Origin of the sequence: Microbacterium arborescens (genome assembly GCF_030369635.1) — a bacterium.
Classification (GTDB): Bacteria; Actinomycetota; Actinomycetes; order Actinomycetales; family Microbacteriaceae; genus Microbacterium.
On sequence record NZ_CP128474.1, the window covers coordinates 2,010,010 to 2,032,540 of the forward strand.

A 22,531-nucleotide genomic window follows, 5' to 3' on the forward strand; every position below is an offset into this window, starting at 1 on the left:
CACGTCCTCGCCGGGACCGTACGCTTTCGCGCGCCCGCGCGCCGACCTCGAAGGAGAGGCTCATGCACCGAACCATCCCACGGCTGACCGCGGCCGTCACGGCGGCGGTCCTGTCGCTCGGGGCGCTCGCGCTCCCCGCGACGGCGGCCGACGACCCGGCCGGCCCGGTCCCCAGCACGATCACCGTGCCGCGGGTCGAGAACCTGCCGGCCGACTTCATCGGAGGCGTCGACGTGTCGTCGATGCTGTCGCTCGAAGATTCCGACGTCGTCTTCCGCGACGCCGACGGCGAACCCGGCGACCTGTTCGCGATCCTGCGGGATGCCGGGGTCAGCGACATCCGCATCCGCGTCTGGAACGACCCCTTCGACGCCGACGGCAACGGTTACGGCGGCGGCGACGTCGATGTCGCCCGGGCGATCGAGATCGGAGAGCGGGCGACGGCCGCGGGGCTGGGCGTCCTGGTCGACTTCCACTACTCCGACTTCTGGGCCGACCCCGCCAAGCAGCAGGCGCCGAAGGCGTGGGCGGGGATGACCGTCGACGAGAAGGCCGCCGCGACCGGCACGTTCACGCGCGACGCGCTCACACGATTCCGCGACGCCGGCGTCGACGTGCGGATGGTGCAGGTCGGGAACGAGACCAACGGCGGCATCGCCGGCGTCTCCGGGTGGAACGACATGGCGCGGATCTTCAGCGCCGGGTCGGCCGCGATCCGCGACGTCATGCCGGAGGCGCTCGTCGTGCTGCACTTCACCAACCCCGAACGCCCCGGTTTCTACGCGGGCGTCGCCCGCGAGCTCGAGGTGCGGGATGTCGACTACGACGTGTTCGCGTCGTCGTACTACCCCTTCTGGCACGGCACGCCCGAGAACCTGACCGCGGTGCTGTCGCAGATCGCCGAGACGTACGACAAGAAGGTGCTCGTGGCCGAGACGTCGTGGGCGTACACGCTCGATGACGGCGACGGGCACCCGAACGTCGTGAAGACGCCCGAGGACGCGACGCGCTACCCCGTGAGCGTGCAGGGCCAGGCCACCGCCGTCCGCGACGTCGTCCAGGCCGTGGCGAATGTGGGCGACGCGGGCCTGGGCGTCTTCTACTGGGAGCCGGCGTGGCTTCCGGTGGGTCCGCCCGAGGAGCTCGAGTCCAACCGCGTGCTCTGGGAGCGCGACGGGTCGGGCTGGGCGTCGAGCTACGCCGGCGGCTACGAGCCGCACGATGCGGGCCAGTGGTTCGGCGGATCCGCGTGGGACAACCAGGCCCTGTTCGACCACGACGGCAACCCGCTCGCGTCGCTGAACGTGTTCTCGTACGTGCGCACCGGCGCGATCGCCCCTCGGACGGTCAGCGACGTGCAGCGTGTAGCCCTCACCGTCGCGGACGGCGACCCGGTCACCCTTCCTGACACCGTCACCGTGTCGTACACCGACGGGACCAGTGAGCAGCAGAACGTCGTCTGGACCCCCGGAACGGATGCCGTCGACGGCGTCGGCGTCTACACGTTCTCGGGCATCACGTCCGCAGGCCACGCCACGACCGCGACGGTCTCGGTCATGGCCCGCAACCTGATTCTGAACGGCGGCTTCGAAGACCCCGATGTCTCGATGTGGCGCTCGGAGGGACGCGGTCTCACGGTGCGCGCGACGGACGACCCGCGCTCGGGCACATATTCGGCGCACTTCTGGGCCGACGCCGCGTATTCGTTCACCCTCGAGCAGGAGGTCGTCGTTCCCGAGGCGGGGTGGTACACCGCATCCGCCGCGGCGCAGGGCGGGGCAGCCGGCACCGACGGGCGCCTGCGGCTGAGCCTCGCTGACGCCCGCACCGCCGCTCGCGCGACGGCGACAGAGGCCGACTTCGCTCTCACCGGCTGGCGCGTGTGGTCCACCCCGACCACCGAGGCCGTGTTCGCATCCGCGGGCGGCACCCTCACCGTCCGGATCACGGGCGATCTGCCTGCTGGGGCCTGGGGAACGCTCGATGACGTCTCGCTCGTCCGGGCCGCACCGGCGGCGGACTTCTCGGCCCTGACGGCAGCGACCGTCCGCGCTGGATCGCTCGACCGATCGCTCTACACGGCGACATCCCTGGCATCGGTCGACGCCGCGCTGGAGTCCGCGCTTTCGATCCTGGCGGCACCGTCGACGTCGCAGACGGACGCCGACGCGGCGACGACGACGCTTCGAGCAGCGATCGATGCGCTCGTCACCGTGGCGCCCGCTCCCGTGGCATCCGCACCAGTGATGCCCGCACCGGCAGCCTCCCCCGCATCCGCGGATGCCGGCCCGCTCGCCGCGACCGGCGGCGCACTCCCTCTCGCGGCGCTCGCCATCGCCACGCTGCTGCTGCTCGTCGGCGTCCCTCTCGCCGCCCGCCGCCGGCGCGAAGGCTGATCGCCGAGAACGCACCGTCCGCGCGAGAGCGTGCCCTCACCGGTACGTTCTCGCGGAGGCGGTGCGTTCTCGCGGGGACGGCGTTCTCGCGTCAGGGGCGCGTGCGCGCCGCGAGCGCAGCCTGGTACAGATCGCGTGACGACAGACCGGTCGCGCCGGCCACCTCGGCGGCCGCGTCTTTGAGCCGGATGCCGTCGGCCACGAGCCGCTGCACCTGAGCGAGCGCATCGGCGGGATCGATCTCGCGCACCCCGGCGCCCTCGATCACGATCACGATCTCACCGCGGACGCCCTCGGCCGCCCACGCGGCGAGCTCGTCGAGGGTTCCCCGGGCGACCTCTTCGTGCAGCTTCGTGAGCTCGCGGCAGACAGCCGCCCGCCGTTCCCCTCCGAACGCGTCGGCCATCGCACGGAGCACCTCGGCGATCCGCGACGGCGCTTCGAAGAAGACGAGCGTGCGCTGCTCGCCCGCCAATTGATCGAACAGCCGGCGCCGCTCCCCCGGCTTGCGCGGCGGGAACCCCTCGAACGCGAACCGATCGGTCGGAAGCCCCGAGACGGCGAGCGCGGCGAGCACCGCGCTCGGTCCGGGGAGGACGGTCACGGTCACTCCGGCTGCGGCGGCCGCCGCCACGAGTCCGAACCCGGGGTCGCTGACCGTCGGCATCCCGGCGTCACTGAGGACGAGGACGTCCTCGGTGCGCGCACGCTCGACAAGCTCGGCGGCCCGCTGCTTCTCGTTGTGATCGTGCAGCGCGATCAGGCGCGGGCGATTCGTGACGCCGAGCGCTTGAAGCAGCCGCTGCGTGGTGCGGGTGTCCTCGGCGGCGATCGTCGTCGCCCGCTCGAGGGCCGTGACCAGCCGCGTCGTGGCGTCGCCGAGGTTGCCGATGGGCGTCGCGGCGAGGATGATCACCGCCCCAGCATAGGCTGGCGGCGTGACGACGACCGCTGAGCCGCTGCTCCCCGAGACTCGTCGGCCGACCCTTCTCGACCGGTGGCACGAGCGCTTCTTCGGCGACCCGCTCTTCGCCCGACGGGCGGCCTGGATCGCCCCCCTCGTCATCACGCTGATCGCCGCCGTCCTGCGGATGTGGAACCTCGGGCACCCCCACGCCGTGGTCTTCGACGAGACCTACTACGTCAAGGACGCCTGGAGCCAATGGGTGCTCGGCTACGCCGCGACCTGGCCCGACGGCGCCGACGAACGCTTCCTCGCCGGCGAGACCGACATCTTCACCACGACGGGCAGCTTCGTCGTGCATCCTCCGCTCGGCAAGTACCTCATCGGGCTTCCCATGGCGCTGTTCGGCGCCGACTCGACTTTCGCCTGGCGTCTCGGCACGGCGCTCGCGGGCACGGCGTGCGTGCTCGTGCTGTACCTCCTCGCGCGCAGCCTCACCGGCTCGATCGTCTTCGCCTCGCTCGCGTCCGGTCTGCTCGCGATCGACGGCCTCGGCATCGTGATGAGTCGCGTCGCCCTGCTCGACATCTTCCTGACGCTGTTCACGCTGCTGGCGTTCTGGTTCGTCGTGCTGGATCGCAACCGCTCCCGGGTCGTGCTCGCCGAGCGCATCGCGGCGCGGTGGGACGACATCGGCGCACCCGCCTGGGGTCCGGTGCTCTGGAACCGTCCGTGGGTGATCGCCGCGGGCGCGGCCGCCGGCGCTGCGACCGCGGTGAAGTGGTCGGGGGTGTGGGTGCTGGCGGCGATCGGCATCTACCTGGTGGTGAGCGATGCCCTGGCGCGCCGCAGCGCCGGCATCCTGTACTGGCCGGCCGACGCGACCGCCCGTCAGGGAGCGGTGTCGTTCGTGCTGCTCGTTCCGGTGGCGCTCGCGGTCTACCTCGCGTCGTGGACCGGCTGGTTCGTCACCGACGGCGGGTACGACCGGCATGCGGCGGACGCGAACCCGGCGACCGGCTTCTGGTCATGGGTGCCGCTGCCGCTGCAGAGCCTCTGGCGCTATCACGAGTCGATGTACGGCTCGACGGCCGCGATGTCGACTCCTCACGCCTACGCGAGCCCCGCAGCGCAATGGCCGCTGCTGCTCCGACCGACGTCGATGTACGCGGGCAGCACTCCCGGCGGCACGGGATCGTGCACCGATGCGAACGGCTGCTGGGAGATCCTCTACAGCATGCCGAACCCGATCATCTGGTGGGCGGGCGTGGCGAGCGTGCTGTACCTCGTCTACCTGTTCTTCCGCACCCGCGACGGCGCCTACGGCATCGTGCTGACCGGTGTGATCGCGACGTACTCGCCGTGGCTGCTCTTTCCCGAGCGCACGATCTTCCAGTTCTACACCGTGCTCATCCAGCCGTTCCTGCTGCTCGCGCTCGTGTTCGTCATCCGATCCGCTGTGCGCTCGGCGCGGCGCGACCGGGGAACCACGCGCGGCGTCGAGCGCATCGTGCTGGTGTTCCTCGGGGTCGTCCTGGTCCTCGCTGCGTTCTGGTTCCCGTTGTGGTCGGCGATCTCGGTTCCCTACGAGTTCTATCGGCTGCACAACTGGCTCCCCGGCTGGGTCTGACGCACGCCCGACGCCGCCCCGTAGGCTAGGCGCGTGTTCCGCTACCCGACGCCCGACGACGCCCATGGTGCGGGCTTCGCGATGGTCACCGACCGGTTCGCCCTGCTTCTCGGCCCGGGCGCCGGTGAAGCGCTCGCCGCCGCCGTGTGGGAGGCGATGACGGCGCGGGATGCCGCGTTCGAAGACGTGCTCTCCGTGATCGCGGCGGTCGGCATCGGGTCGCTCCCCGACCTCGCTCTGGTCGAGCTCGTCGATGCTGGATCGAGTGCGGTCTCCGTCGCCGTCCGAGGCGGCGCCACGATCGATCTGCACGGCCCGCAGCGCAGCAGCTACGCGGGCACCGGGGTCGGCACGTGGGTCGAGGGGTCCGCTCAGCACGTCGCCGGCATCTCGCTCGGCCTCGGCGCCGCACCCGGTCCCTCGGTGCTCCCGATCGGCCGGGGCGTCGTGCGCACGGACGCCCTGGAGTGGGGCGCGGCAGCCCCCGCCGCGGTCGCCTCGCCCGCCGTCGAGGTGGCGACGGTGGCCTCCCCCGCCATCGAGGCGCCGGAGGACGCCGCCCCTCTCGAGACGGTCGCCGTGGACCGGCGGACGCTGACACCGTCCTTCGGCCCGCGCCGCAGTTCCCAGCCCGTGGCAGGCCCGGCGGCATCGCCGGCGCCTGTGCCTGCGCCCGTGCCGACGCCCCCGCAACCCGAGATGGACGACAGCACCGTCCTCGGGTCGCGTCGCGGGGCCGCCCCGGTCGCCGAGGCGCCCGCGTCGCGCCGATACGTCCTCCGCCTCGAGCCGGGCGGGGAGTATCCGCTCGATCACCCCATCGTGCTCGGGCGGGCGCCGCGGGCCGCGCAGCATCCCGGAGCGCGGATCATCGCGGTGCCCTCGCCGCGCAAGGAGGTCTCCGGCACGCATGTGGAGGTCAGGCTCGAGGACGACGTGCTCGTCGTCCGCGACCTCGGCTCGACGAACGGCACCATCGTGCGCGATGCATCCGGAGACGTAGGACTGCTGCGCAGCGGCGCCACCTCGCGTGTCTCGCCGGGTGCCGTGCTCGATCTGGGCGACGGCGTACTCGCGTCATTCGAGTCGCCTTCGTGAACACGCGTCAAGCGATTTCCCGGCCCGACCGTGGTGTGTTAGAAAAATCTCACCGGATTCGGATTCCGGGGGACGCCGTCGTCGCGCCCCCGTTGACAGGGGGTGCATGACTCGTGGCGTCGAGACTGCCCTCCGCGCCGCCCGGTCTTGCGGGATTCACCTACGTCCGTCCGCTGGGTACCGGCGGCTTCGCCGACGTCTTCCTCTTCGAGCAGAACCTCCCCCGTCGCCCCGTCGCCGTGAAGGTGCTGCTGGAGGACATCGTCGACGAGAGCCTGCTGCGGATGTTCAACGCCGAGGCGGATGTCATGGCGCGCCTCAGCTCGCACCCCTCCATCCTGACGATCTACGAAGCGTCGATCTCCTCTGACGGGCGGCCTTACATCGTGATGGAGTACTGCCCCACGTCCCTCACCAACCGGTACCGCCGCGAAGTGATCCCGGTGGCAGAGGTGCTGCAGCTCGGCGTCAAGATCGGATCGGCGCTCGAGACGGCCCACCGATCCGGGCTGCTCCACCGGGACATCAAGCCCTCCAACATCCTCATCACGACCTTCGGCACCCCGGTGCTCTCGGACTTCGGCATCGCCGCGGCCATCTCGGGTCGCTCGGACGGCGACGAGGTGTTCGCGATGTCGGTGCCCTGGAGCGCGCCGGAGATCATCGACGAGCGCGTTTCCGGCTCGGTCGCGGCCGAGGTGTGGGGGCTCGGCGCGACGCTGTACTCGCTCCTGGCCGGTCGCAGCCCGTTCGAGCGCGCCGGCAGCGGTCAGAACAGCCGCGACCAGCTGAAATCGCGCATCCGGAAAGCGTCGTACACGCCCATCGGTCGCGCCGACGTGCCCGATCGCCTCGAGCAGGTGCTCGCGCGGGCGATGAGCCGGGACCCGGGTGCACGGCATGCGACGGCCGCCGAGCTCGCCCATGACCTGCAGCTCGTCCAGCACGAGCTCGGGCTCCCGCACACCCCGATGGAAGTCGCCGTCGACGAGTGGGCAGCGGCGGGCGCCAGCGTCGATTTCGCCGACGACCGCGCGCGCGGGCCGGTGCGGCCATCGGTGGCATACGAGTCGCGTCGACCGGCGCGAGCCGCCCGCGTCGTCGATCGCCGTCCCGACGAAGGCACGATCCTCGCGGGAGCCGAGCCGACGCGCCGTCTCGGAACCGCTGCACGGGTCGCTCTGATCGCCGGCGGCGGCCTGCTGGTCGCCGGCGCAGGCGCCGTGACGACACTCCTCATCGTCGGCGGAGGGTTCTGAGATGGCGCGGCGTGAGAACACGCGCCCCCGCGTGCGGCGCACGACCTGGATCGCCGCAGGCGCCGTGACGGCGGTGCTCGCGGTCACGGCGACACTCGCGGTCGTCTGGCCCGGCTACGACGCGCAGCAGACGCCGCCCGACGACCCCACCGTGTGGGCGCTCCAGAACGGGACCGGCAGCGGCTACGCCCGTGTCAACCTCGAGCTCGGCGAGATCGACACCGTCAAGCAGGTCGACAACGGCAGCGCGCTCGCGCAGACCACCGACCGCCTGTTCGTCTACAGCGACGGTTCGTCGCAGTTCTCCGACGTCGACATGGGACGGCCCGCCGACCTCACGGACGACGCCGAGGACGCCTTCACCCCCACCCCTCCGGGCACCGCTGACATCGCCGTGACCGGTGACGCGATCGCCTATCGCACCGAGGCGGGCGCGGTGTTCGGCTCGAGCCTGTCGGGCGGCGGTGAGGGAATCCCGATCGACCCGTACGCCGACGCCGAGGTACCCGAGGGTGAGGAGAGGCCGCGGTTCGTGGCCACGGCCGTCGCGGTCGACGCCACCGGCGTCGTGTACGCCTACTCGGCCGCCGAAGACCGGGTGGTCCGGGCAGACTCGCGCACGGGCAGCATCCTCGGCGAGGACGACGCACCGGCTGATCTCGAGACGGTGCAGCTGAGTGTCGTCGGAACCCGCTGGGTGCTCCTCGACGAAGCGACCGGCGACGTCTGGCTGCGCGGACGCGACGAACCGGTGACGACCGACCTCGCCGCCGGAGCGCGGCTCCAGGATGCCGCTCCCGGCGGCGACCGCGCGTACATCGCCGATTCCGACGGCGTCGTGGCCGTCGACATTTCCGGCGCGACAGCATCGCGGGCGCTGGATCGCCCCGGTGCCGGCACCGCCGCGAAGCCCGCCGTGCTCGATTCGACCGTCTACGCCGCATGGCTCGGCGACGGCGAGTCGGCCGGATCTCTGTGGTCGAGCACGGAGCCCGACGTCGTGACCGACCTGGACTACCGCGGCGCCGACATCGGCGACAACGTCGATCCGGCCTTCATCGGGAACGGAACGAGGCTCGCGCTGAACGACCGTCGTTCGGGCTGGGTGTGGAACGTTCCCGACGGCGCGCTCGTGGCGTCGTCGCAGCAGTGGGACCTCGACCGTCAGATCGAGGTCGAGCAGCAGGATGATGCGACCTCCGAGCGCGTCGTGGATCCGAAGCCGCCCGTGGCGGTCGACGACGCGTTCGGCGTCCGCGCCGGTTCGGTAACGCTCCTGCCCGTACTGCTGAACGACCACGATCCGAACGAGGACGTGCTGAGCATCGACCCGGCCTCGCTCGAGAACCTCGATCCCGCGTTCGGGACGGCGTCCATCACGGGTGCCCAGCAGCAGCTGACCGTCGCGGTTTCTCCGGATGCCGCAGGCACGGCGACCCTGCGCTACCGCGTGACCGACGGCACGGCCGCCGACGGTCTGCTCTCGGACGTTGCGACGGTGACTCTCACGGTCGTCCCCGACGACCAGAACACCGCGCCGGTGTGGTGCGGTGTCGAGGGATGCCTCGCCTCGTGGCCCTCGCTCACGGTCGCGCCCGGCGCCACGGTCTCTGCGGAGCTCCTCGAGGGCTGGGTCGACCCGGAGGGCGACCCGGTCTTCCTCGCCGGGGCGACCAACGACACCGGGGTAGGAACCGTGACGACGTCACCCGAGGGGACGCTGACCTACCAGCACCCCGACCCGAACGCGACCGAAGGACTGGCCGTGACGATCACGGTGACGGTCTCCGACGCGCGCGGGGCGACGGTGACGCAACCGCTCACGATCACCGTGACGCCGACGCCCGAGCTCACCGCCGAATCATTCGCGGTGACCGGCGTCGTCGGGGAACCGCTCGATGTGTCGGTCGCGCCCTACGTCACCGGCGCGGCCGGCCCGGTCACCCTCAGCGGCGTCGTTCCGCTCGACGAGGCCCAGACCACGGCGGCGGCGAATCCCGCCGCCCTCAGCATGGTCGTCACCGCGTCGGCGCCCGGGTCGTTCCTCGTGCAGTACACCGTCCGCGACTCGCTGACGGAGGCGACGGCCACCGTGCGCGTGACGATGCTCGCCCCCGAGTCGGCGGGCATCACGACGCCGCCCCTCACCGCCTTCGTGCGGCCCAACGAGGACGCGACGATCGATGTCGCATCGGCGGTGTCGAACCCGGCCGGCTCGGTGCTGCTCCTGAGCGACATCCGTCCCGAGAGCGATCCGTTCGCCTCGCTCGGTGTCGACCTCGTCGGCCAGAGCCTGCTGCGGGTGAGCGGCACGACCGACTCGGGCGAGCCCGGGCGCCTGGGTGTAGTGCGGTACACCGTGTCTGACGGCACCGGCAGTGCGGCCGCGACGGCTCAGGGCGAGCTGACGGTCGTCCTGCTGCCGTCGGCGACCGCCGAGCCCCCGATCGCCGTCGACGACGCGGTGACGGTACGAGCGGGCACGCAGATCGACATCCCCGTGCTCGACAACGACACCGCCCCCTCAGGTGCGCTCATCGCGATCGACCCGTCATCGATCGTGAACGAGACCGGAGGCGGCCTCGCCTTCGCCACCAGCCGCCTGCTCCGCTACCTCGCCCCCGAACAGGCGGGCACATACGCCCTGACGTACACGATCTTCCGTCTGGGCTTCCCCGAGGTCAGGGACACGGCGCGCGTGACCGTCACCGTCGTGGGTGACGAGTCGAACCAGGCGCCCCTCCCCCGCACGCTCGTGGGACGGGTGCTGAGCGGCCAGTCGGTGAGCATCCCACTCGACGCCTACGCGGTCGACCCCGACGGCGACCCGGTCGTGCTCGACCGCGTCGTCGCTCAGCCCGAGCAGGGGTCGGCGACCATCTCGGCCGATGGCTCGGCGATCGTCTACACCAGTCCCGACGGGTTCAGCGGACAGGTCAGGTTCCGATACGCCGTCCGCGACCCCAGCGGCGCGACCGGTACGGCGGACGTGCGCGTGGGCGTCATCGACACGCAGACCGATCCGAGTCCGGTCACCTACAGCGACTACCTGCAGGTACAGGTCGGCGCCGAGAGCACGGCGGTCGTCCGCCCCACCGACAACGACATCGACCCCGCGGGAAGCAAGCTCGAGCTGATCGACGTCGCACCCAACGCCCAGGAGGGCTCGAGCGAGTACGACACGCTGCGAGAGCTCATCGGGACGGTCGAGAACGGCGCCGTGACACTTCGCGCCGGTGAGGTGCTCGGCACCTTCTCGTACACGTACACCGTCCGCAACGAGCGGGGCGACACCGCGATCGGACTCATCGTCGTCAAGACCGTCCGCGAGCCGGTGCCCGACTACCCGGTCGTACGCGACACCGTGCTCACGCTCGAGAACCGCGAGGACTTCCCGCGGGGCATCGACGTGCTCGACGGTCAGGTGTCGTGGAACACCGGCGACGTCTCCGGCCTCCGCCTGTCGTTGTGGGGCGAGCCCACCGACCTCGACGTCGACGGCTGGAAGATCTCGGGCGAGTTGCCGGAGCGGTCGCGCCTGATCCCCTTCGAGGTCACGGGCACGGCCTTCGACGGCACCGACGTGACCTCGTACGGGTTCCTGCGCGTGCCCGGCGAGGCCGACGTGCGCCTCGCCCTGCGCGAGGGCTTCCCGCCCCTGCAGGTGCGCGAGAAGGAGAGCGTCGAGATCGACCTCTCCGACGCGGTACGCGTCCCCCGCGGCGCGACCCTCGTCATCGACGACGGCATCCGTGCGGGAGGCGCTCGAGGCGAGGCCGTCTGCAGCGTGGTGTCGGGCACCACGATCCGCTACACCGCCGGCGCGGGTGCGCCGTGGACCGACAGCTGCATCGTGCCCGCGCGACTGAGCACGCAGGACATCGCGACCTTCCTGACGCTGCGGGTGATCGTCGAGGCGGAGATCCCGCAGCCGAGCCTGCGGAGCGCGTCGCTCACGGTGAGCCCGGGAGCGACCCAGACCTACGACCTGGCGCAGATGGTCCAATGGGCCGGCCGCGCCGATTGGGAGTCGGTGCGCTACGCCGGTTCGTACGGAGGCGACCAGTTCACCGTCACGGTCGAGGGCACCACGGCGACCGTGACGGCAGCGGATGCCGCCCGCCCGGGCCGCCAGGAACCGGTCTCGATCTCGCTTCCGAGCCATTCCGACACCGCTCCCGCCAACCTGCTCCTGACGGTCGGCCCGGCACCCTCGACGCTGCCCAAGGGCGGCTCCGCCGTGCAGACCTGCTCGCAGTCGGGCGGCGCGACCTCGTGCACGATCGAGGTGATCGGCGGCGCCGGAGAGGTCAACCCGCTGCCCGGAACGCCGCTGCGGCTCGTCGGCGCCAGCGGTCCCGGGAACTGCACCGGCGTGTCGTTCTCGCGCGCGAGCGACACCGCGGTGCGTGCGACGTGGAGCTCCGATGCTCCCGGCGCCGCCGAGTGCACCGGAAGCTTCACCGTCGAAGACGCACAGGGCCGCCAGTCCAGCGGCGCACGCAACGGGCAGGTCATCCTCGATCTGCAGGGTCTTCCGGCCAATCCCTCGCGGATGGAGTGGACCGCGTACACCGGTGACTCCGTCAGCCTGCGTGTCACCTCCGACGGCGGTTCGTACCCCGCGGTCCAGGGCTATCGGATCACCGCCGACGGTCGCGAGGTCGCCACCTGCCCGGCATCCGGGTCGTGCTCACCGATCTCCGCCCCGGTCGGCGAGAAGATCACGTACGAGGCCCGCGCCTACAGCTCCGTCGGCGAATCGCGCTCGACCGTTCGCGCGCAGGCCTGGGCCTACCGCCCGCCGGCACAGCCCGCGGGATCGTCGTTCGAGCCGACACCCAACGGCCGCGACGGCGGCCGCGCGACGATCACGGTGACGGGGCTGGATGCCACGACCGGCAGTGTGCGTCTGACCGGCGGCCGGCAGGGATCGGACACGCGTCCGGTCGTCGGCGGCACCGCGACATTCACGAACTACGACGTCGGCTCGAACTCCGCGACCACGCTCACCGCGACCCCGCTGACGACCTTCGACCTGCCGCCGATCGCGGCGGGCTCGAGCGAAGGACAGTCGCGCGCGGTCACCGCGCACGGCGTCGGCGCTCCGGGGCTGACCCTGACCGAGACCAACACGTCGAACTCGATGCGCGTGACGGCATCGGTGGCCCCGAACGGCGACGGGACGCAGACCCTCATCGGGTTCAGCGACGTATCGGCCGACGCGTGCGTGCCGTCTGGTTCGGCGACGAGCCAGCAGTTCGAGGCGCAGGCGTTCAAGCGCAAGACGGTGTGGGCGTGCGCCGAGCACACGTTCAACGGCAAGCAGGGCTTTGGCGTCACCCGAGCGGAGATCTCCGCTCGGCCGGTCGGCAACGTCGAGGCGCCGACGGGGATGACCTTCCGGGTGTCGTCGACGGCGAGCGGGAACGCGCAGAGCGGCTACACCTACGCCCTCCAGGGCACGCACAGCGACCCCGGCGCCAAGCCCTTCGACGATGCCCGACTCGTCTACTACGTCAACGGCAACCGGCGCGACTCGTTCGCACCCGAGTACAACCGTCCCGACGATCAGTGGACGGCGCGGTGGTGCGACAGCTTCCTCGGTTTCGACAGCAACTGCTCGGACCCGATCGCCATCTCGCCCGCTTCCGGGAGCGCGTCCACGCCTGTCTCGGTCGCGATCCAGAATCTGCCGTCATGCCGAAGCACCGACACGTCTGCTCCCAGCTGGGACCCGCGCTGGCCGAACCTCACGTACGAGGTCACGTCGCAGATCGGCGGTGCCGCGGAAGCGATCACGCACGTGGACTACACCGTGACCTGGACGGGCAAGCTGTCGCCGCTCGAACCCATCACCGTGCGCCAGAACTGCGAGCAGGTCACCCCGCCTCCGGCGGAGCCGAGCGCCCCCGCCGAAACGAACACGACCCCCTGACCCCCGCCGAGAAGGCGAAGCGAGAGGACCCCATGAGCATCACACCGGAGCAGACCTCCTGGTTCCAGGAGACGTTCGCGACGCTCGTCGACAACGTCGAGAAGGTCGTCCTCGGCAAGCGCCACGTCATCGAGCTCGCGTTCACCGCGATGGTCTCCGAGGGCCACCTGCTGCTGGAGGACTACCCGGGCACCGGCAAGACATCGCTCGCGCGCGCCATGGGTCAGACAGTGCAGGGTACGAGCAGCCGCATCCAGTTCACTCCCGATCTGCTGCCCGGCGACGTCACCGGCATCACGGTCTACGACCAGAGCCGCGGCGAGTTCGAGTTCCACCAGGGACCGATCTTCGCCAACATCGTGCTCGCCGACGAGATCAACCGCGCCTCGCCGAAGACCCAGTCGGCGTTGCTGGAGGTCATGGAGGAGGGCCAGGTCACCGTCGACGGTGTGAGCCGGCGCGTCGGCGTGCCCTTCCTCGTCGTCGCGACCCAGAACCCCGTCGAGCAGGCGGGCACCTACCGGCTGCCCGAGGCGCAGCTCGACCGCTTCCTGATGAAGACGACGCTGGGATACCCCGATCACGCCGCGACCGTGCGCATCCTCGAGGGCGCGGCCGAGTCCCGCCGCGAGGTCTCCCCCGTCATCACGCCCCAGGGCGTCGTGAGCATGGCCGACATCGCTCGCGGCGTCTACCTCGACGCGCTCGTCCTCGACTACATCGCGCGCCTGATCGAGGCGACGCGCCTGGCCACCGAGGTCCGCCTCGGCGTGAGCGTCCGCGGCGCGATCGCGCTGACGAAGGCAGCGAAGACGTGGGCCATCGCGCATGGTCGCAGCTACGTCACGCCCGACGATGTGAAGGCGCTGGCCGAGCCGGTGCTCGCCCACCGTCTCATCCTCGACCCCGAGGCGGAGTTCGACGGCGTGACGGCGGGGGCGGTCATCGGACAGGTGCTCCTCGACACGGTGCCGCCCAGCCAGAGAGAGACCGTGTGAGCTTCGACACCGAGTCCCGCCTGACCCGAACCTCCTTCTCGGAGGGCACGGGTTTCGCGCGCACGCGTTTCGGCACGACCGGCCGCACCACCGTGCTCGCGGTGCGCGGCCTGCAGTCGTGGCGGCGTCTGCGTCGCGCGGCACGGGCGACGGCGCGGTGGATCTCCGAAACGGTCACGGTGGCCGGGTGGCTCATGGTGATCACCGCGGTCCTCGGACTCGGCATCGGACTGCCGCTCGGCCTCATGGAGCTCGCCGCGGCCGGCGTGGTCGCCCTCGTGCTGCTGGCCCTGTCGGTGCCGTTCCTCTTCAGCGCGCGCGCCTACCAGGTCGACCTACGGCTCGAGCACGACCGGGTCGTCGCCGGCACGCAGGTCGAGGGGACCCTCGTCGTGACCAATGTCGGCACCGCGCCCGCCCTTCCGGGCCGTATCGACGTCCCCGTGGGCGACGGCATCGTCGACGTGCACGTGCCGTTGCTGCGCCATGGGCACACCCACACCGAGCAGGTCGTGGTGCCCACGCACCGGCGCGGCATCATCACCGTCGGCCCCGCGCGCACCGTGCGAGGCGACCCCTTGGGCATCCTCAAGCGCGAGGGCACGTGGGATGACGTGCACACGCTGTACATACACCCCGTCACCACGACCCTGCGCAGCACGACGACCGGCTACATCCGCGATCTCGAGGGAAGCGCGTCGCGCACCGTCGTCGACGCCGACTTCTCGTTCCATGCGATCCGCCCCTACGTCGCCGGCGACTCGCAGCGCCAGATCCACTGGAAGTCGACCGCGAAGACCGGCACCCTCATGGTGCGCCAGTACGAGGAGACGCGGCGCAGCCGCATGGTCATCGCTCTCGCGGTCGGCGACGACGAGTACGCCTCCGACGACGAGTTCGAGCTCGCCGTCAGCGCCGCCGCCTCGCTCGGTATCCGCGGCATCCGCGACGGCCGCGACGTCGACGTCGTGGTCGGGGGCGAGGTGCCGGAGTTCGCTCGCCGCCGCATCCGCACCATCCGCGAGCTCACCACCATCACGACCCGCACGCTGCTCGACGACCTCGCCGGACTCGACCGCATCGAGCACGTCAGCCCGCTGCGCGACGCGGCGTCGCTCGCCGCGGAGAGCCACCCCGACGTCTCGATCGCGTTCCTCGTCTGCGGCTCGACGCTCACCGCCGCGCAGCTGCAGTCCGCCGCGCTCGCCTTCCCCGCCGACGTCGGGGTCATCGCGGTCACCTGCTCGCTCGAGGCCGAACCCGGGTTCAGGTCGCTCGGGGCCATGTCGGTGCTCTCGATCGGCCTGCTCGACGACCTCCGCCAGCTGCTGTCGCGGGCGGCCCAGTCATGAGCACACCCGCGCGCCGCGACCTGCGCGCTCGACGCGCCGCACGCACGCCGTGGCGTTTTCTCGTCGTACAGGCCGCGGTGCTGCTGCTCGTGGTCGCCGTGGGCGCCCTCGCCGCCTGGCCGATCTACCGGGGCCCGGCGTTCGTCGTCCTCGTCATCGTCGCCACGATCGCGGCGACGGCCATCGCCGTGGCCGGCCTGCGGTGGCGCCTGAACGGCTGGTGGGTCGCGCTCGTCACGATCGGCGCGTACCTCGTGCTCGGTCTGCCCCTCGCCGCTCCCGGATCACTGGGTTCCGTGCCGCAGGCGCTGCAGGGGCTTCGTGGCGTCGTGACGGCCCCGGTCACCGGGTGGAAAGACCTCCTGACCCTCGAACTGCCCCTCGGCAGCTATCAGGCGACCCTCGCGCCGGCGCTCCTGGTCTTCCTCGCGGCCACGGTGCTGGCGCTGTCTATCGCGTGGCGGGGCGGTCGCTGGTGGCCGCTCGCGGTCATCGCTGCGCTCATCCCCACGGTCTTCGGTATCACGTTCGGCTCCACGGCCCCGATGCCCGCCCCCGCCCTCGGTCCGCTGACGCTCAGCCGCGAAGCGCTCGTGGGAATGGCGGCCCTGGTCGCGGCGCTCGTCGCGATCGTGTGGCGGACGACGGCGGATCGCCGACGCGCGATCGCGACCGCCACGGCCGCGACGGGCGTGCGCAGCGGAAGCCGCCCTCTCCGCGGACTGGCCGGGCGCGCCGCGACCGCTGCGGGGATGGTCGCGATCGGCCTGGTCGGCGCGACGTTCGTCGCCCCCTGGGCGCTCGCGGGATCGCCGCGCGAGGTCCTCCGGGCCGATGTCGATCCCCGCCTCGAGCTCGCCGCCGAGCTCAGCCCGCTCGGGCAGTACCGCACGTGGTTCGGCGACGACCGGTTCGATCAGCCGATGTTCCGCGTCGCGGCCCCCGACGGCGTCGACCGGGTGCGGCTGGCGACTCTGCCGTTCTACGACGGTCGGGTCGCCCGGGTCGTCGACCCGACCGCCGCATCCGGTGATGCGCGATCGTCCTTCACCCGCGTCCCGTCGGCTCTCCCCGCGAATGCCGGGTCGGTGACCGGTTCGGCGCGCATCGCCGTCGAGGGCTGGGACGGCGTCTGGATGCCGACGGTGGGATCGGTCACCTCGATCGACTTCGACGGCGCGGATGCCGCGACTCTCGCCGACGGCTTCTACTACAACGCGGAAACCTCCGCGGGCGTGCAGCTGGCTGAGCCGCGGCTGCGGACCGGCGCCGAGTACCGGCAGGGCGCTGCCTACCCCGAGGCCGTCCCGGCGCTCGGGTCGCTCGAGCCCGCCCGGTCGGCTCCGACGCTCGGGGAAGACATCGTGCCCGAGAGCCTCGTGCGGTGGGTGGACGAAAACGCGAACGGTTCGGGCGGCGCCGGTCTCGAGCAGCTCGTCGAGCTGCTGCGCGCGCGGGGGTTCCTCAGCCACGCCCTCACGATCGACGCGGCGGCGCCCCCGTCGTGGACCGCCGACCTGGGCGATTACGCGTTCCAGCCGAGCCGCGCCGGGCACTCCACCGACCGCATCGATCAGCTCTTCACCGATCTGCTCGCCCGTGAGGATGAGGTCGGCGGAGACGATGACGCCGCGCTCGTGGCCGCCGTCGGCGACGACGAGCAGTTCGCCGTGGCCGCGATGATGATCGCAGACCGGCTCGGCTTCGACGCGCGGATCGTCGTGGGCATGCGCCTGGAGTCGGCCGACGACACCCTGTCGACCTGCGACGACGGCGTCTGCACGGCCGGAGACATCTCGGCATGGCTCGAGGTGCGCGGTGCCGGACCGGAGTGGGTGCCCGTCGACGTCACGCCCCAGCACGCCGTCTTCCCCTCCCCTGACACCCAGCAGCGGCAGGACCCGAAGATCCCCACCGACGTGCGGCAGGAGCAGGCGGAGGCGGTGCAGCCCGCCGACGCCAATCCGAGCGACGGCGGTCGGAGCCCCGGCGATGACACCGCGACGTCGCAGGACCTCTCGGCGCTGTGGACGACGCTCCGCATCGGCGGGATCTCGCTGCTCGTCCTCCTGCTCCTTTTCGGACCGTTCGCGCTCATCGTGCTGGTGAAGCTCGCGCGCCGGCGGGGACGCCGTGCCAGTGCCGACCCCGTCGAGCGATTCACCGGCGGCTGGCAGGAGTTCGTCGACGCGGCCGTCGACCACGGTCTCCCCGGGCCGGGATCGCGGACCCGCCACGAGCTCGTCACCGCCTACGGCGGGTCAGCCGGCGCAGCCGAACTGGCCACGCTCGCCGACCGCTCGGTGTTCGACGTCGCGCCGCCCGATCAGGACGATGCCGACCGCTTCTGGCGCATCGTCGAATCCGAACGTTCCCGGCTCGACCACGGGCTCGGATTCTGGGCACGGCTCCGCGCGCGGGTGTCGTTGCGCTCCCTGGTACGACGCGAGCGTCGTGTCGCCCGGGCGCAACGACTGCCGCGCGACCGACGGGATCGATAAGGTGGCACGCGGCACGCGCGGGACGCACCGCGCTCGAGGGCAGGAGAACAGGTGAGGGCACACGGCTTCACGATCGACGTTGCAACGGCGGTCTTCGCGCTCGGCGGCGCGAACGGCGGTCCCACGGGCGCCTTCGCGGCGCTCGGAGTCGTCCAAGTGGTGCTCGGCATCGGCATCTACGTGTGGACGGCGTTCGCGCTGACCGCCGTGTTCCGCAAGACGGGGATCGACCCGTGGCGGGCCTGGGTGCCCGTGCTGAACATCTGGGAGCTCTTCGTCCTGGCCGGCATGCGCGGCTGGTGGGCTGCGGTGCTGGCGGGAGGCGCCGTCCTGGTGACGATCATCACGGGCGTCGTCGCCGGCCTCTTCGCCGGGATCGCCCTGAACGCGGGCTTCGGCGGCGACGCCGGCAGCGCGGCGGGTGCGCTCGCTGCGGCGGCGATCGTCCCCGCGCTCATCTGGCTCGCATTCCTCGCGTTCGCCCTGGTGATCCACATCCGGATGCTGCGCGCCCTGTGTCGCGGATTCGGCCTGAGCACCGGCTACGTCGTGCTGGGCGCGCTGCTGTTCCCCGTGTGGGCGAGCGTCGTCGGGTGGGGCTCGGCGCGGTGGCTCGGCCGCGAGGCGCCGACGGAGCCTGCCCCGTTCCGCTCTCCCCCGCCCAGCGGCACCGGGGTCCCGACCTCGCCTGTCGCGGCGTCGCTCGCGACACCGGCGCCGGCTGCTGTGCCCGCGCCCCCGCTGTTCGCTCCGTCTCAGCCTGCGCCCGGAGCTCCCGCCGCCGGAGCCGCGCCGGCCGCGCCCCCGCTTTCCGAGCCGATCAGCGCGAGCCCCTGGGCACCGCCGCCCCCGCCCGCCGAGACCGGCGCGGCCGCGTCGGCGGCTCCCGCGGCTCCGCAGGCGTGGTCCGCCCCGGCCAGCGCCGCGGTGGCGGCGCCGTCGGCCCAGCCCGCGGCGCCCGTCGCCGCGACCCCGATCGCCGCCGATGCGGCCCCGGCCGCCGAGGAGGCGGATCTCGACGACCACACCGTCCTCGCGGCTCGTCGGGGTCCGCAGACGGCGCTCCGGCTGCCGAACGGATCGACGGTCGTCCTGTCGGCCACCGCTGTCGTCCTCGGCCGCAACCCGCTCGCGCCCGACGAAGCCCCCGACGCCCAGATCGTCGCAGTCGACGACGTCACCCGCACTGTCTCGAAGACCCACGCGCTGCTGCGTCACACCGGCACCGGGTGGACGATCACCGATCTGGCCTCCACCAACGGCGTCTTCGTCGGCCCCGACGACGTCGAGGCGTCCGGGGCCACGCCGGTCTCGGGTGTCTTCCACCTCGGCGACGCCGAGCTCGAGCTCACCGAGGCCTGATGACCACCGCCACACCTCCGATCGACGTCCACGTCACCAGCGGCAGTCGCACCGACACCGGGCGCCGCCGGTCGGTGAACGAGGACGCGCTGCTGGCCGAGTACCCGGTCTTCGTCGTGGCCGACGGGATGGGTGGACACGACGCGGGAGACCGCGCGTCGGCCGCCGTCATCGAGGTCTTCCGGCCGCTCGTGGGCCGCGACGACCTGCGTCCCGAGGAGGTCGCCGACGCCGTCGAGCGAGCTCATTCTGCTGTCGCCGTCGTCGCCGCCGGCACCTCCCGCGGCGCAGGTTCCACCCTGTCGGGGGTGGTTGCGGTCCAGCAGGGCGGCGTGCGGCGCTGGCTCATCGTCAACGTCGGCGACTCACGCGTGTACCGTCTGCTCGCCGAGCGCCTGGAACAGCTGACGATCGACCACTCCGTCGCCCAGGAGCTGGTCGATGCCGGCCAGCTGACGCGCGATCAGATGGCCACCTACGAAGGTCGCAACGTCATCACCCGCGCCATCGGCGGCGAGCGCAGCCGCGCCGATTTCTGGCTCATCCCGATCGTCACCGGAGAGCGCATCGTCGTCTGCTCCGACGGACTGACCGGCGAACTCTCCGACGAGGCGCTCCGCGCGGGCCTGATGATGGGCGGCTCGCCCGCGCAGACGGCCGAATCGCTCGTCGCCCAGGCGCTCGCTCACGGAGGCCGCGACAACATCAGCACGATCGTGCTCGACGTCATCGCCGGCGGCATCAGTCCTCGGCTCGAAGACACCACCGGGGGCATCATGAACAGCGAGTCCGTCACCGCGACGGTCGAGGTCGCCACAGCGCGCTCGCGACGTCGCCGAACGGATCATGGCTGAGCTGCGCCGCAGGTCGCGGCATCCGTTGCCGACTCCGCGTGAGATCGACGGCCGTCGTCCCGAGCGGATGCTGGCGTCCGGCGATCGGGCCGAGGTGCACCTGTACCGGGATGCCGCCGGCCGTGATCCGATCGCGGTCAAGGTGTTCCGCGATCCGCTGGACCACCGGGAGCGCGAGGTGTTCACCGCCGCAGCAGCGCGACTGGTCGCCCTCTCGACGCACCCCAGCGTGACGACGGTCCACTCCGCCGGGACGACGGACGAGGGCCGTCCGTTTCTCGTGATGGAGTACTGCTCACGCGCCGACCTCGCCGAAACGGCGTCCCGTTCGCCGATGAGCGTGCCCGAGGCACTGCGGCTGCTGGTCCGCTTGTGCGGCGCCGTCGAGACCGCCCACCGCAGCGGCATCGCCCACGGCCGAGTCGGCATCGAGAACGTCCTGACGACCGACTACGGCTGGCCGGCGATGATCGGCTTCGACACCGACGCCCTGCTTCGCCGCGACGTGTCCGGTGCGACAACTGCGGCACGAGCGGCGGATGTCCACGGCCTGGCCGTAGCGGCGACCGAGCTGCTGACGGGACGCCCGATCGCCGAGACGACGTCGGCTCTCGCCGGTGCGGATGCCGTGCCCGCGGAGTTGGAGACGCTCGTGCTCGCCACCCTCGAGGCCACCGCGGCGGGCGATGGGCCGTCAGCCGCGGAGTTCGGCCTCGCCCTCCAGCGCATCGAGGCCGATCGGCACCTCCCCATCACGCACCTCGACGTCCGGGAACCGGATGCCGCCGCGACGGCGGAAGTTCCGGCGCCGGACGAGGACGAGCGCACGGTCCTGTCGACCCGCCACACCGCACCCGACGACGACCACACCGTCCTCTCGACCCGCCACACCGCACCCGACGACGACCACACCGTCCTCTCGACCCGCCACAGCGCACCCGACGACGACCACACCGTCCTCTCGACCCGCCACAGCGCACCCGACGACGACCACACCGTCCTCTCGACCCGCCACAGCGCACCCGACGACGACCACACCGTCCTCTCGACCCGCCACAGCGCACCCGACGACGACCACACCCGTCTGGCGGCACGGTCGCTTCCCGTCGCGGACGAGGCCCCGACACCGTCGGAGCGTCCCGCGATCGGCCCCGACGTCGAGCCGACCGCCTTCGTGCGGCGGCAGCGACGTGACGACCTGGTACGGGGGCGGGTCGACACGGCACGGCAGGCGATCGGTCCCGACGTCGACGGCGAGCGCTATCGGGTGCGCGACACGCCTGCACTCGCCGAGGTCTCGCGCGTCCGCGTCGATGCGCCGGTCAGACAGCCCATGACGACGGTCGCGCCGCGACGGCGCGGCAGGGGCGCAGTCATCGCGGTCATCGGCGTCGGGGCGATCGTCCTCGGGGCCGCCGCGACGGCCATCGTGATGATCATCGGAGGAGGAGCATGACAGCCATCGAGCACGAGACCGACGAGCACGAGCGCGAGGAGGTGGGCCCGGCCTCGGGCGAGATCACCGAGAGCGTCGCGATCGAGTTCTGCGGCGAGTGGTTCCGGCCCGTCGCGGGGACCACCTACGCGATCGGGCGCGACGCCGACCTCATCATCGACACGAACCCGTATCTGCACCGTCGGCTGCTCGCCATCGATGCCGAACACGGCCTGTGGTGGCTGTCGAACACCGGTCAGTCGATCTCCGTCAGTCTCGCCACCCCCGACGGCGCCTATCAGGCCGTCCTCGGCCCGGGGGCTCGGGTTCCCCTGGTCTTCCCCGCCCTGGTGGTGATGTTCACCGCGGGCGCCTACACGTACGAGCTGACGGTGCACACCGACGGGTCACGATTCACCGTGCGCGACAGCTTCCCCCGCACCACCGACGAGCACGTCGGCACGACGACGGTCGGTGCGGTGGCGTTGACCTCCAGCCAGCGCCTGCTGCTCGTGGCGATGTGCGAGCCGATCCTGCGAGGCGGCATGGTCGGCTCGAGTCAGGTGCCCACGTCGGCGGCGGCCGCCGAGCGGCTGGGCTGGCCGCTGACGACGTTCAACCGCAAGCTCGACAACGTGTGCGACAAGCTCGACCGCGAGGGTGTCCGCGGTCTCCGCGGCGGCGTGGGCAAGCTCGCCACCAACCGCCGTGCGCGACTCGTCGAGCATGCCGTACTCTCCCGCCTCGTGACCGCCGCCGATCTGCCGCTCCTCGACGAGGTCCGCAGCGAACAGGCCTGAACCC

The 22,531-nt window shown here is 71.8% G+C and carries 13 protein-coding genes; 12 read left to right on the forward strand and 1 reads right to left on the reverse strand.

What is annotated here, in order from left to right:
- The first annotated feature begins 62 nt into the window (after positions 1-62).
- Positions 63-2,396, forward strand: coding sequence for a glycosyl hydrolase 53 family protein (locus QUC20_RS09565; RefSeq protein WP_289329704.1), 2,334 nt, complete (start codon positions 63-65; stop codon positions 2,394-2,396).
- Between the two features lie 91 nt (positions 2,397-2,487).
- Here QUC20_RS09565 and rsmI read toward each other — a convergent pair whose 3' ends face one another.
- Entirely contained in the window at positions 2,488-3,312 is an 825-nt protein-coding gene (rsmI, locus tag QUC20_RS09570; protein WP_289329705.1) for a 16S rRNA (cytidine(1402)-2'-O)-methyltransferase, read from the reverse strand.
- A gap of 22 nt (positions 3,313-3,334) precedes the next feature.
- Here rsmI and QUC20_RS09575 point away from each other — a divergent pair, with 22 nt between their 5' ends.
- From QUC20_RS09575 to QUC20_RS09625, 11 genes are all read left to right on the forward strand, one after another.
- The gene (locus QUC20_RS09575) at positions 3,335-4,930 is read left to right on the forward strand and encodes a dolichyl-phosphate-mannose--protein mannosyltransferase (RefSeq protein WP_289329706.1); all 1,596 of its coding nucleotides are present in this window, start codon (positions 3,335-3,337) and stop codon (positions 4,928-4,930) included.
- Positions 4,931-4,963: 33 nt separating this feature from the next.
- The gene (locus tag QUC20_RS09580) at positions 4,964-6,028 is read left to right on the forward strand and encodes an FHA domain-containing protein (protein WP_289329707.1); all 1,065 of its coding nucleotides are present in this window, start codon (positions 4,964-4,966) and stop codon (positions 6,026-6,028) included.
- A 113-nt stretch (positions 6,029-6,141) separates the two neighbouring features.
- Positions 6,142-7,287, forward strand: a complete 1,146-nt coding sequence (locus QUC20_RS09585) for a serine/threonine-protein kinase (protein ID WP_289329708.1) — start codon at positions 6,142-6,144, stop codon at positions 7,285-7,287.
- Between the two features lies 1 nt (position 7,288).
- A complete protein-coding gene (locus tag QUC20_RS09590; RefSeq protein ID WP_289329709.1) occupies positions 7,289-13,225 on the forward strand; it encodes an Ig-like domain-containing protein in 5,937 nt (1,978 codons plus the stop codon).
- Positions 13,226-13,257: 32 nt separating this feature from the next.
- Complete coding sequence (locus tag QUC20_RS09595; RefSeq protein ID WP_289329710.1) at positions 13,258-14,223, forward strand: AAA family ATPase; 966 nt, start codon at positions 13,258-13,260, stop codon at positions 14,221-14,223.
- Positions 14,220-15,575 (forward strand): DUF58 domain-containing protein, encoded by a 1,356-nt coding sequence (locus tag QUC20_RS09600; protein WP_289329711.1) that lies wholly within the window; start codon positions 14,220-14,222, stop codon positions 15,573-15,575. The genes QUC20_RS09595 and QUC20_RS09600 overlap by 4 nt, the downstream gene beginning before the upstream one ends.
- Positions 15,572-18,076: a transglutaminase domain-containing protein gene (locus QUC20_RS09605; protein ID WP_289329712.1), complete on the forward strand. Its 2,505-nt coding sequence runs from the start codon at positions 15,572-15,574 to the stop codon at positions 18,074-18,076. The genes QUC20_RS09600 and QUC20_RS09605 overlap by 4 nt, the downstream gene beginning before the upstream one ends.
- Before the next feature lie 51 nt (positions 18,077-18,127).
- A complete protein-coding gene (locus tag QUC20_RS09610; RefSeq protein WP_289329713.1) occupies positions 18,128-19,438 on the forward strand; it encodes an FHA domain-containing protein in 1,311 nt (436 codons plus the stop codon).
- A complete protein-coding gene (locus QUC20_RS09615) occupies positions 19,438-20,292 on the forward strand; it encodes a PP2C family protein-serine/threonine phosphatase (protein WP_289329714.1) in 855 nt (284 codons plus the stop codon). Before QUC20_RS09610 ends, QUC20_RS09615 begins: the two co-directional genes overlap by 1 nt.
- Positions 20,285-21,748 (forward strand): protein kinase, encoded by a 1,464-nt coding sequence (locus QUC20_RS09620; protein ID WP_289329715.1) that lies wholly within the window; start codon positions 20,285-20,287, stop codon positions 21,746-21,748. Before QUC20_RS09615 ends, QUC20_RS09620 begins: the two co-directional genes overlap by 8 nt.
- 62 nt (positions 21,749-21,810) lie before the next feature.
- Positions 21,811-22,527, forward strand: a complete 717-nt coding sequence (locus tag QUC20_RS09625) for a hypothetical protein (protein WP_120264265.1) — start codon at positions 21,811-21,813, stop codon at positions 22,525-22,527.
- Positions 22,528-22,531 lie beyond the last annotated feature (4 nt).